Below are 12,636 nucleotides of genomic sequence, written 5' to 3'. Positions count from 1 at the left end.
GCCCTCGTTGTTTTTTCTTCAGATGTCTGGATACCCCGGATCAGGGAAGTCTTCATTAGCCAGAGTAATAGCGCAGCATACTTCTGCTGTTATTCTTGATCACGACATTGTAAAGTCTTCTCTTATGGAATCACTTGGAGCAAACTTTGGGTTCAAGGAAGTTGGGGAAATTTCGTATGATATTGAATGGGCCTTGATAGATTTTCACTTATCTCAAGGTCATAATGTTATACTCGATAGCCCTTGTTTATACTCTGAGATGATAGAGAGAGGATTGAATCTGACCCAGAAATATAATGCGGAATATAAATATGTAGAATGTTTATTAAATGACTATGACGAGCTCAATAATAGACTGCGAAATAGAAAAAGAATGATTAGCCAGATTGAAAGAGTGCCTTCTGAAGAGACATTACTTAAAACTATTGAAAATGCTAAAAAGCCCTCTAATGTCAGAATACATATTGTTAATACAAAGGAACCGATTGAATCCTATATTAAAAGTGTCATTGAATACTTAAATGCTTAGCGTAAATTTTGAGGAGGGGAACAGATGGATTTTGAAAAAGCAGCCCATTTCATTTGGACACATGGCAGATTATTAGAAAGAAGGGTTTTTGAATATATTTTCCACGGTGGATCAATAAGCAATGTTGTGACTTCTCTAATAGCCTACCAGAACGAAGATGGTGGGTTTGGAAATGCAATAGAGCCAGATTTACAGGCACCCAGTAGTCAGCCACTTTTCATGGAATTTGCACTACGTTTCTTATATGACTGTAACATAAAAGACGAAGAACTCTCTCAAAAAGCATGTGATTATATTTCAAAGCATGCTGACTTAAAAAAAGGGATTCCAACAATATTTCCTTCATCATCGAACTATCCAAGAGCAGAACATTGGAATAACCCTCTTTCTCCAGAGCCATCATTTAGCAGACTTACTGGTCTTGTCGGGCTTCTTAAATGGCAAGGGATAGAACATTCCTGGCTTGATAAAGCGACAGAAATTTGTTTGGAAGATATTCACTCACAAGCCTATGATGATGCGCATACAATTTTAACTGCATTTTATTTATTGGAAAGCTTACCTCAATCGGATTTTATCAAAGGATTATTTCAAAAATTATCTAAGGAGCTTATTACTGCCAACTTTTTTTGCTTGGATGCCGCATCCCACAGTTATGGACTCTCTCCTCTAGAATTTTCGCCATCACCAACTTCTTACTGTAGCAGCATATTTTCTGATGAAACCATTCTTGATCATTTAAAAGTATTAGAATACCAACAGGAGGATGATGGAGGATGGCAGATAAAATGGGAGCCTCCCGGTGAAACAGCGAGGTTGGAATGGAGAGCCTATAAGACGCTAAAGAGTTTGATGATACTAAATTCATACAATAAGATTAATCTATAAATTGAGCGCGGAGATAATAAACAATGCAAGGAGAGAACCTATGAAAAAATTAAGGAGAATCATAATTCCGTTATTCTTAATCTTTTTATTGGGATGTAGTGATGAGGAAATTAGCGATAATTCAAAAAAAGAATATAGCAAAGCTGAACAATTTATTACCGATATGGGCTATCTGATCATTAGTAATGAAGGAATTGTTTCTGAATATTTATTAGATAAAAAACTGCTGACGGAAATGCCATACATACAATATTGGAGTGTTCAAAGTGTTGATCCAATCGATTATATAGGTAAGGAAATAACTACAAGTAAGTTAATCGTTAAAAACCACCCCTTAGATAATGAGAAGGATAATACAAAAAAACAAACCCTGATTTTTCTGCTAGAAGCAGACGATGAAGTGATAGGAGGCTATAGTTTTCCTGATTTCGATGAATTACATATGGGCTGGGTTTACACCATTGATGGAAAAACACTCGAAGAATTGACCGGAGAAGCATTTCCGAATTGGTCAAAAGAATGGAATTTAAGATATAAATAATGGCTGGGGAGTATTTATAAAGGAGCAGATATGAAAAAACTAATCCTAGTGCTTGTAGCTGTGGTTATTATTTCGAATGCGATATGGAGTTATTTATATTTCAATAAAGAGTTCGAAACAAATTTAAACACTGGTGTTCAAGTATATACGCTTAAGGGTACAGGGGATACATGGGATGTTTTAGATTACAAAATAATAATTTCATCTAGCAAAATTTTACGGGGACATGGGAAGTTAGTGTTCAAGGGAGACCCAAGCGCTTTAGTGAATAGTAGCTATTATAAGTATGAAGTCAATGAAAAAAACACTAATAATAAGGATGAAACAGTTCTTGTAAATGAAGCTAGGTCAACGGATGGACCCGTTTCAATATTAAGTAACACTGATATCGGGTCTATAACAGGTCCGTATTCGTATGACGAATTAAATAAAAATAGACAAAATTATGAAAACACCACTTTATCTATTACATGGAATGATAATGAAGGGGAGATTCATTCCGAAACAATAAGTTTAGATATTGAGAGTGAAATTTCTCTTAAGGATGATCTTTAAGGGTGATAAGTCCAAGAGACTAAGATTGAATCTCTACGGACTGAAGGAAGATCGTCTACGCCCCAAAAGCCTGCCGGTATTTCACAGGAGACATGCCTTCAAACCTTCTGAACACTTTAATGAAATAGCTGGACTGGGCAAAACCGGACTGAGTCGCAACCTGAGCAATGGAGAGTCCTGTGGAAACCAGTAAAAGCTTGGCTTTAGCCAGCCGACAATCGGTTAAATAACGGTTTGGAGTTTTGCCCATAACCACCCGGAACAGCCTTAGAAAATGATAGCTGCTGTACCCGGTCAATCTTGCCATCGATTCAAGAGACCAAGGGCTGGCACAATCGACATGAATGATATCTGCAGCACTGCGGATGGACTGTCTAACCTCGTGCGGTACTGAGCCGTGAAGCGGCTCGGAGTTCTGCAGCAATTTAACTAGAAGCTCATACAGCAGAGCAGATAGTCTTGGCTCGCTACGGGTCACGTAGGAAGCGCTCAGTAGGTACATTTCCTCGAATAGCTCGTCCAGCTTAGCATCCAAATCAAAAGTGAACAGGTATGCACGGGACTGGTCCACTTCCTCTAATAAGGGGAGGACAATTTCAGTATTAAAATGAACCCATCGGACATCCCAAGGCTCGCCTGGGTCAGAGCCGTATTGCTGATAAGCCCCTTTTGGGTACAGAAAACCTCGTCCTCTACTCATCGGAATACGTTCGCCCTCATGGAATACATAACCCTCCCCACCAAAGATCAAATGCAGGTTATAACTCCCCAGAAACCCTTCGCTTCTTCTCTCTGTATGTTGTGGAAAGTGAGTGTAATGTCCCAAAAATTCAGGATAACAGACATATTTTGAAAAAGCCGGTGTCGGCAAATACCATTGTTTCTTCATGTTTGGCAGCACCCATTTCTGTAGCGCAACAGAGCGCAAGTTGGATTAAGGAAATAAACGCAAGATTGTTATATGATAGCAATATTTTGTTATATAAGACCTCTTATCATTGATACTACAATAGAATTATAAAATATTGAAAGCATATTTTTAATACTTTGGAGGTAATGATGAAGAAACCTGTCGCAACTGAAAAATTCGAGCTTGGCGTTTGTTATTATCCGGAGCACTGGCCAGAAAACATGTGGGAGGACGATTATCGCCGGATGCGTGAACTCGGCTTTACGATCATTCGGATGGGGGAGTTTGCTTGGTCTATTTTTGAACCCACAGAAGGGGAGTTTCAGTTCGGGCTCTTTGATCGGGCGATTGATCTAGCACATAAATATGGCCTTCAGGTTGTACTTGGTACTCCGACGGCAACGCCTCCAGCTTGGTTGACTGATAAGTATCCAGAAGTATTAAATGTAACCTACGAAGGTGTTACACTTCAGCATGGCATGCGCCGCCATTATAATTACAGCAGTCCTAAATACCGGGATCTGTGTGCACGTATTGCAGAACAAATGGCTGAACATTACGGCAATCATCCGGGTGTAGTTGGCTGGCAAATTGATAATGAGCTCAACTGTGAGATCAGTGAATTTTATTCGGAGAGTGACCATAAGGCCTTCCGGGAATGGCTACAGCAGAAATATGTTACGCTTGAGCATTTGAACGAGGCATGGGGAGCTGTTTTTTGGAATCAAAGCTATAGTGACTGGTCTCAGGTCTATCTTCCACGTCCGACTCCAGTAGCGAAGCAACCCAATCCTCATCAGGCATTGGATGAAAAGCGGTTTATTTCGGACAATACAATTTCTTTTGCCAAAAACCAAGCGGATATCATTCGTAAACTTGCCCCTAAGCAATGGGTAACCACGAACGGTCTGTTCGGTCATCTCGATAGCCATGAAATGACGGATGAACTGCTGGATTTCTTCAGCTATGATTCCTATCCTCAGTTCTCTACTATTTTTTATGACCCGAATGAGCGGAATCCGCTGAATGATAGAGGCTGGGGACTGTCGTTATCTGTTGTTCGTTCGATATCCCCGAATTTCTGCATTATGGAGCAGCAGTCGGGCCCGGGTGGCTGGGTGAACCGGATGGATATGCCTTCTCCAAAGCCCGGGCAGATGCGGTTATGGACTTATCAGTCGATCGCTCATGGGGCAGATATGGTGTTATATTTCCGCTGGCGGACAGCTACGATGGGCAATGAAATTTATTGGCATGGAATCAATGACTATCATAATCAGCCTAACCGGAGAGTGCGGGAAGCGGGGCAGATCGGTCAGGAGCTGGCAGCAGCAGGTCAAGCGTTTATCGGTACTCATAATCAGGCTAACGTTGCTATTGTTCGTGATTATGACAATGAGTGGGATGGAGAATACGATGTTTGGCATGGCCCGTTTATGTGGAAGAGCAATAAGGAGTGGTACAAGGCTCTTCAGCGGAAGCATATCCCTAATGACGTGCTCTATTTGCGCAAAAAAACAACGCTGGAGGAGCTTGCAAGGTACGACGTGCTTATCTATCCTCACCCAGCGATTATGACAGATGAGACAGCGTCTCTGCTGGATGAATATGTTCAACAAGGCGGCAAACTGATCTTCGGCTGTAGAACTGGCTATAAGGATGAGCGCGGTCAATGTTATATGCGTCCTTTCCCAGGTGCTGCTAAGGATCTATGCGGGATCACAGTTGAAGAATTCACAATGGTTAAGGGCAGTCGTCAGCCAACAACAATTAGCTGGTCGGGCGCGACCGAAGTCGTTACAGGAGCAGATGACTTTAATGATATTCTCAAAATAGAGGAAGCTTCGGTTGAAGTGATGGCGGTTTACGCCTCTGATTATTATGCAGGAAAACCGGCGGTAACTAGAAATCGTCGCGGCAAGGGTGAGGTTTGGTATTACGGAGCCGTATTTAACGAACAGGCAGCGGCTGAGATCATAAAATTAATTGATCTACAATCGCCAGCAAATTGGCTGGAGCTCCCAGAAGAGGTAGAGCTGCAAGTCCGTACCGGAGCTTCTTCCAGTTATGCTTTTTTGCTTAATTATAGTGAGACTCCTGTCACGATCCATCTTCATGAGACCAAAACAGATTTACTGAGCGGCACAACATTGTCGGGCGAGGTGCTTCTGGAAGGATTTGGGGTACTGGTGTTATACTAACGTACACGTTGATCTCACATTTGAGTAGATTTGGATAATTCTCTCTTTTCGGTTATACTTTGAAGTAGCAATTATATAGTTACGGGAGCTTGGTGGGACCAGGCTGAGAGGATAGTTATAACTATCGACCGTCAAACCTGATCTGGATAATGCCAGCGGAGGAAATGGAGCTCTATTTCTATTTGTCTACTCTAAGGCCTCATCTTATACAGATGTGGCCTTTTCTATGTGTGGGGAGTAGACCGTCTCCGCTTGATCAAATCACCTTATAGGAGGAATTGAGATGACAAGCGAATTGAACAACGATCCAATCAATTTATCAGCTTTTCCAGCAAGTCAAAAAGTGTATGTAAAGGGTTCACGGCCTGATATTCAGGTGCCTATGCGGGAGATCTCACTTAGTCCAACTGCGGGCATAGACGGCGAAGAGGAGAATTCCCCAATTCATGTCTATGACACAAGTGGGGCTTACACGGATGCTAATATTCATACTGATATTCGTCAGGGGTTAGAGCCCAATCGTCTAAGCTGGATTGAGGAACGAGGGGATGTGGAAGCGTACGAAGGAAGAACCGTGAAGCCTGAAGATAACGGGAATGCAACGGGAAAAGCTGTGGCGGAAGTGTTTCCAGCGCTCCATAGAAAACCTTTGCGAGCGAAAAAGGGGCGTAATGTCTCTCAAATGCATTATGCACGCAAAGGGATTATTACTTCGGAAATGGAATACGTTGCGATTCGTGAGAATGTGACACCGGAATTTGTAAGAGATGAAGTAGCCCGCGGCCGCGCCATCATTCCAGCGAATATCAATCATCCAGAGAGTGAACCAATGATTATTGGGCGTAATTTTTTGGTAAAGATCAATGCCAATATTGGAAACTCCGCAGTATCCTCATCCATAGAGGAAGAGGTGGAGAAAATGAGATGGGCTACCCGCTGGGGTGCAGACAATATAATGGATCTCTCCACAGGTAAAAACATCCATACGACACGCGAGTGGATCATCCGTAATTCTCCTGTTCCTATTGGAACGGTGCCTATTTATCAAGCTTTGGAAAAAGTGAATGGGAAAGCGGAAGATTTAACGTGGGAAGTATACCGTGATACGCTCATTGAGCAAGCGGAGCAAGGGGTGGACTATTTTACCATTCATGCGGGAGTTCTGCTTCGTTATATCCCGTTGACGGCACAACGTATGACAGGTATTGTTTCAAGAGGTGGCTCCATTATGGCGGCATGGTGTCTTGCGCATCATCAAGAGAACTTTTTATATACACATTTTGAAGAGATATGTGAAATCATGAAGCTGTACGATGTTTCTTTTTCCCTAGGCGATGGATTACGTCCGGGTTCGATTGCTGATGCGAATGATGAAGCACAATTTGCCGAGTTAGAGACGTTAGGTGAATTAACAGCTATGGCTTGGAGTCATGATGTACAGGTGATGGTAGAGGGTCCAGGACATGTGCCGATGCACTTGATTAAAGAGAATATGGATAAGCAACTTGAAACTTGCAACGAAGCCCCTTTTTATACGTTAGGTCCACTGACTACAGATATTGCGCCGGGGTATGATCATATTACCTCTGCTATAGGTGCAGCGATGATTGGTTGGTTCGGTACAGCAATGTTATGTTACGTAACTCCGAAGGAGCATCTTGGCCTGCCTAATAAGGAAGATGTACGTGTAGGGGTCATTACTTATAAAATAGCGGCACATGCCGCAGATTTGGCGAAAGGGCATAAAGGAGCACAAGACCGGGATAACGCTCTTTCGAAAGCCCGTTTTGAATTTCGTTGGCGTGATCAATTTCATTTATCGTTAGATCCTGAGCGAGCGCTAGAATATCATGATGAGACATTGCCTGCGGAAGGCGCTAAAACAGCTCATTTTTGTTCCATGTGCGGGCCGAAATTTTGCAGTATGAAGATCTCTCATAATATCCGTAATTCGACGAGAATTGAATCAGGAATGCAAGAGAAGGCAGAAGAGTTTCTCCAAGGCGGGAGCCTCATTTATAGATAACTTTTTCTGCTAAAAAGAAATATCTAAAAGAAGTCGTCATTGGCGGCTTCTTCTTTTATACTTTGAATAGATAGGAGTTGATGAAATGGAAGCGATTCGTTCAGAGGAAGCCATTTTAGAGGATTTAAGTAATAGTTTCTATCATTTTTTTGGATTGAAAGTCCTTCATGCTACCCCAATAAAACGTGGCTGGTTAAATCTTAAATGGAAAATCACAACGGATTCAGGGCAATTTCTACTTAAACAATACAACAAAAAAAGATATAAATTGTATAACCCAGAAGAGCTGAACTTTGCCTTTTCTCAACAGAAAAGATTGTATCTACAGGGGCTCCCATGTCCCGGATTGTTGGCTTATAACAATAATGTTTTACTGGAATCAGATCAGGGAGAAACGTTTATGGCAATGGAATATTGTGAAGGCCGTGTCATAGAGCCGGGTAAGATTAATATCCATCAAATGTTTGATTTGGGTCGTGCCACAGGTAAAATGCATCGTTTATTAAATGATGGGACCATTAGTTTGAAAAGAACCCCACAATTTATTCCACAAAGCCCTGAGGAACGTTTAGAACATTGGAATGTACTCCTACAACAATCAAAGGAAATGGGTAAAACCTCACTTATCACTGACCTAGAGATACAACTAAGAGCGACTGAAGAAATAGATCCGGAAATATTCGAAGGACTTGAAGCTGGATGGGCACATCGTGATTTATGGGTTGATAATCTTTTATTTCAAGATAGCCAATTGTCTGCAATTCTAGATTTTGATCGGTTCAAATATGATTATCCGCAGCTAGATGTGGCGCGAGCAGTGATGTCATGTGCTTTAGATGAAGATTTAGATGGAGCACTAGCTTCAGCATTTATTGACGGATATCGTGAGGAACGAACGGTGGAGCAGGGGGATTTAACAAAATCATTGCAGTTGTTGTGGTATATGGAAAGCCCGTGGTGGATTAATGCCGCGATGGACAAACATAGTGTACCTCCAAAACGTTTTGCAAAAGAAATGAATTGGCTTGCTAAGAACCTGAATAACTTGCATGCTATCTTAGGCAACTTATAGTGAAAACGATTGAATTATAGCCTAAAAGATGCATTGACCAGCAAAAGTTTGGCGCCTATAATCTTAACAAGGAAAATCCATCACATATAGAGCTATTTGTAAACGCATTCAATGAGCTTTTTCCTTATTTATCATGGAAGGAGGAGATCAAAACTATCAAGTATTTCTTTTTTTCTCATTTTTGCAAACGTTTGCACACCACGATAGCGCTTAAAATCGTAAGCTGCACTTAAAATTATGAGGAGGTTATTTACTTGGTATCCAAACAATCCAGGCGTTATATTTCGTGGTTAATTATTTTTTCGCTCATTTTTAGTTTATTTGGTTTATCGGGTGGAGCATCGGCCAGCAATACGGATCATACAGTCACCTATACCAATCCTACAGCGACAGCTGTGACCTTACATTGGACTACGAATAACTGGGCTAATACTACGGACACGGTGATGACCAAAAATGGAACCACGTTCACCGCCAACCTCAATGTTCAGGAAGGCGCCACCCTAATTTATTGTTATCACATCACGGCTCCAACGGATAGTTGGGACAATAACGGCGGGAAGAACTGGACGGTTGTTATTCCGGTTGCCGGGAAATACGAAGCAGAGAGTGCATCCCTGTCTGGTGGTGCAAAAGTAAATACGAATCACACCGGATATTCGGGCACCGGTTTTGTTGATGGATACACAACTACAGGAGCAACTGCCACTTTTAACGTCCAGGCTTCCGCAGAAGGGTCCTATAATGCCACGCTTCACTATGCTAATGCATCCGGCAGTGCTAAAAAGGTGTCCATTTATGTCAATGGAATAAAGGTTACACAGACAACATTAGCCAACCTGACCAACTGGGATACATGGGCAGACCAAACAGAAACACTCTCCTTACAGGCAGGAAATAACACGCTTGCTTATAAATATGACTCAGATGATAGCGGGAATATTAATATCGACTATGTGACCCTTTCGGCCGGAGCTACACCAACACCAACGATAACTCCTACCCCAACAGTGACACCAACACCTACGGTAACTCCTACACCAACAGTGACACCAACACCTACGGTAACTCCTACACCAACAGTGACACCAACACCTACGGTAACTCCTACACCAACAGTGACGCCAACACCTACCATAACACCCACACCAACGCCAACACCTACCGTAACTCCTACACCAACGCCAACAGTGACGCCAACACCTACACCTACTTCAGCGGGGCTAACCGTTCACTTTAAGAAACCAGCAAGCTGGAATGCAGCGATCCGCATCCATTACTGGAATCTGAATCCGGCAACCGTTCCGACTAGTGGAGCATGGCCGGGAATACTGATGAAATCGGACGGAAACGATTGGTATAGCTATACTGTTCCGAATGCTACAGGTGCAAGCCTGATCTTTAATGACGGCAATGGCAAACAAACGGGCGACTTATCTCGCAGCGTAAAAGAGGGCTGGTATAACTCAGATAACGTATGGTATGACGCCAATCCAGACGTTCCTAAGGTTCCGGTGATATCCGTCTCTCCTGTGCCCAAAACCTATGATTCTGCCCAAACGGTGACCCTATCCAGTACAAATAGCGGCGATAAAATTTATTATACGACCGACGGATCAACACCTACGACAACCTCAACGTTGTATACGACTCCAATCCAAGTACCTTCTTCTTTGACTATCAAAGCATTCGGCGTTAACTCTATAGGGCAAGCGGGTAATGTAGGCTCTTTTGCTTATGTGATTGATCTGAATGCCGATTTGCAAGCTCCGATTATCACTGCGAATCTGCCTGTTGGGAATTCGAGCTCAGCGGTTTCCGTATCTTTTAATATAAAAGACAACAAGGCGGCAACAACCACAGCATATTACACAGATAATGGTACGGAACCAACAACGAGTTCAAAAGTCTATATTTCAGGCAATGCACTAACATCTCTTGCGGGACCGTCTATCTTGATTAACAAGACGACAACCTTAAAATTCCTTGTGATCGATGGTGCCGGAAATGAAACCAAACAGAGTTTTGTTTATAACATTGGTAATAAGGGCGATTTTCGTGAAGATACGATTTATTTTGTAATCACTTCCCGGTTCTATGACGGTGATTCCAGTAACAACGAGCATGCATGGGAGGATGCCAAGGCAGGAAATCCGGACTCTGATCCAGCTTGGAGAGGGGATTTCAAAGGACTGATTCAAAAGCTCGATTACATTAAAGCCTTAGGATTCAGTGCCATCTGGATTACACCTGTGGTGCAGAATGCCAGCGGTTATGATTATCATGGGTACCATGCAATAAATTTTGCGAAAATAGATCCAAGATATGAATCCGCAGGGGCATCTTATCAGGATTTGATCAATGCAGCACACGCGAGAGGGATAAAGGTTATTCAAGATATTGTCGTCAATCATACCGGTAATTTTGGAGAAGAAAATCTGTTCCCGATGTTCAAAAAAGATCCGGCGGCGGCGGACACCGTGAGTAACATGCTCAAAATTACGGATAAGCTGCCAGCTAACTATGATTCCATGACCCCTGATCAGCAATATCAGGCAAGACTTGCCTTAATGAAGACTGCGGAGACTAACAATAACATTTACCATACGGAAAAAAGTCTTTCTTGGGAGTCTTACACCGTCCAGACAGGACAGATTGCGGGAGACTGTGTAGACTTAAACACAGAAAATCCTCTAGTGAATCAGTATCTAATCGACAGCTATAATCAATATATTGATATGGGTGTGGATGCTTTCCGGGTCGATACTGTAAAGCATGTAAGCCGGTATATTTTTAACAAATATTTTGTGCCGGCATGGAAAACAAGAGGAGGCTCAGACTTCTTTGTCTTTGGGGAAGTGGCTACTCGGTACAGAGATGTCTGGAACAGTGGAATCCCGGCGATATCAACACCATTTTATACTTGGAAAAGCTCAAAATCCTATCCGGGTGACGGTCAAAATGATTACGCTTCCAACAAGCTATCGGTGGAACAAGAGTGGGCAGATAACTCTACTACAGCAGGACAACCTACCTCGAACAATGCTTTTTTAACAGGAAATACTTATCATACGCCTGACTATTCGATGAAATCGGGTATGGATGTTATTGACTTTCCAATGCACTGGGCCTTCAAGACTGCTCAGGAAGCATTCAGTATGAGAAGCGGTGATCAATTCTATAATGATGCTACCTGGAATGTAACTTATATTGACTCTCATGACTATGCACCTGACCAGGCACCAGAAAATCAAAGATTTGCCGGCACACAGGACACTTGGGCTGAGAATCTCGCTCTGATGTTCACCTTCCGAGGAATACCTGCGATCTATTATGGTTCTGAAATTGAGTTTAAAAAAGGATCAGTCATCGATGTAGGTCCAAATGCACCGTTAAGTACAACAGGCCGTGCTTACTTTGGCGATCATATTGAGGGTAGTGTTACTGTTCAAGATTACGGTAAATATACCAATGCTACTGGCACACTTGCAGACTCGTTAAATTATCCTCTGGCGAAACATATCAGACAACTTAATTTAATCAGAAGAGCTGTTCCTGCATTGCAAAAAGGCCAATATTCTACAGAAAATGTATCAGGTGATTTGGCATTTAAAAGAAGATACACTGATAGTACCAAAGGAATCGATAGCTTTGCTTTGGTTACGATCTCAGGAAATGCAACATTCACCGGAATTCCTAACGGAACTTATGTGGATGCGGTCACTGGTGATACGAAAACCGTTACCAACGGTGTGATCACAATCAACTGCTCCGGGAAAGGAAATGCGCGTGTATATGTATTGAACGGTAGTGGTGGAATCGGAGAGTCAGGAACCTATCTGAAGTAGACCCTTGTATCCATTTCATAGTTAAAAAGAAGCAACATCAGCTCGGATTCCGCAACTGGTGTTGCT

At 42.4% G+C, this 12,636-nt stretch carries 9 protein-coding genes and 1 riboswitch; of the genes, 8 read left to right on the top strand and 1 reads right to left on the bottom strand.

The features are described from left to right. Window positions 1-7: 7 nt before the first annotated feature. The 4 genes from NSQ50_RS27470 to NSQ50_RS27455 are packed head-to-tail and all read left to right on the top strand — an operon-like array spanning window position 8 to window position 2,513. Window positions 8-529, top strand: coding sequence for an AAA family ATPase (locus NSQ50_RS27470; RefSeq protein ID WP_038573402.1), 522 nt, complete (start codon window positions 8-10; stop codon window positions 527-529). A gap of 24 nt (window positions 530-553) precedes the next feature. Continuing rightward, window positions 554-1,417 carry a hypothetical protein gene (locus tag NSQ50_RS27465; protein ID WP_076225264.1) on the top strand — a complete coding sequence of 288 codons (864 nt, stop codon included), beginning with the start codon at window positions 554-556 and terminating at the stop codon, window positions 1,415-1,417. Between the two features lie 40 nt (window positions 1,418-1,457). Further along, window positions 1,458-1,958, top strand: a complete 501-nt coding sequence (locus tag NSQ50_RS27460; RefSeq protein ID WP_076141928.1) for a hypothetical protein — start codon at window positions 1,458-1,460, stop codon at window positions 1,956-1,958. 30 nt (window positions 1,959-1,988) lie between these two features. After that, window positions 1,989-2,513 (top strand): hypothetical protein, encoded by a 525-nt coding sequence (locus tag NSQ50_RS27455; protein ID WP_076141929.1) that lies wholly within the window; start codon window positions 1,989-1,991, stop codon window positions 2,511-2,513. A gap of 55 nt (window positions 2,514-2,568) precedes the next feature. On the opposite strand, the gene NSQ50_RS27450 is transcribed toward NSQ50_RS27455, so the two are convergent. Beyond that, complete coding sequence (locus NSQ50_RS27450) at window positions 2,569-3,402, bottom strand: helix-turn-helix transcriptional regulator (protein ID WP_076148095.1); 834 nt, start codon at window positions 3,400-3,402, stop codon at window positions 2,569-2,571. Between the two features lie 170 nt (window positions 3,403-3,572). Here NSQ50_RS27450 and NSQ50_RS27445 point away from each other — a divergent pair, with 170 nt between their 5' ends. The 4 genes from NSQ50_RS27445 to NSQ50_RS27430 all read left to right on the top strand — a co-directional run bounded on the left by NSQ50_RS27445 (window position 3,573) and on the right by NSQ50_RS27430 (window position 12,570). After that, entirely contained in the window at window positions 3,573-5,624 is a 2,052-nt protein-coding gene (locus NSQ50_RS27445) for a beta-galactosidase (RefSeq protein WP_076148093.1), read from the top strand. A 71-nt stretch (window positions 5,625-5,695) separates the two neighbouring features. Continuing rightward, window positions 5,696-5,805, top strand: a riboswitch (TPP riboswitch). A 102-nt stretch (window positions 5,806-5,907) separates the two neighbouring features. Next, window positions 5,908-7,650 carry a phosphomethylpyrimidine synthase ThiC gene (gene thiC, locus NSQ50_RS27440; RefSeq protein ID WP_076148091.1) on the top strand — a complete coding sequence of 581 codons (1,743 nt, stop codon included), beginning with the start codon at window positions 5,908-5,910 and terminating at the stop codon, window positions 7,648-7,650. Window positions 7,651-7,735: 85 nt separating this feature from the next. Continuing rightward, on the top strand, window positions 7,736-8,722 hold the full coding sequence (locus tag NSQ50_RS27435; protein ID WP_076225263.1) for a phosphotransferase: 987 nt from the start codon (window positions 7,736-7,738) through the stop codon (window positions 8,720-8,722). Between the two features lie 254 nt (window positions 8,723-8,976). Continuing rightward, a complete protein-coding gene (locus tag NSQ50_RS27430; protein WP_340949832.1) occupies window positions 8,977-12,570 on the top strand; it encodes an alpha-amylase family glycosyl hydrolase in 3,594 nt (1,197 codons plus the stop codon). The last annotated feature ends 66 nt before the right edge of the window (window positions 12,571-12,636 follow it).

The sequence above is a fragment of the Paenibacillus sp. FSL R10-2788 genome (genome assembly GCF_038003885.1).
GTDB classification, from domain to species: Bacteria; Bacillota; Bacilli; order Paenibacillales; family Paenibacillaceae; genus Paenibacillus_AQ; species Paenibacillus_AQ odorifer.
Note: the sequence above shows the minus strand (reverse complement) of the source record. Positions and strands in the feature narration are given on the sequence as shown.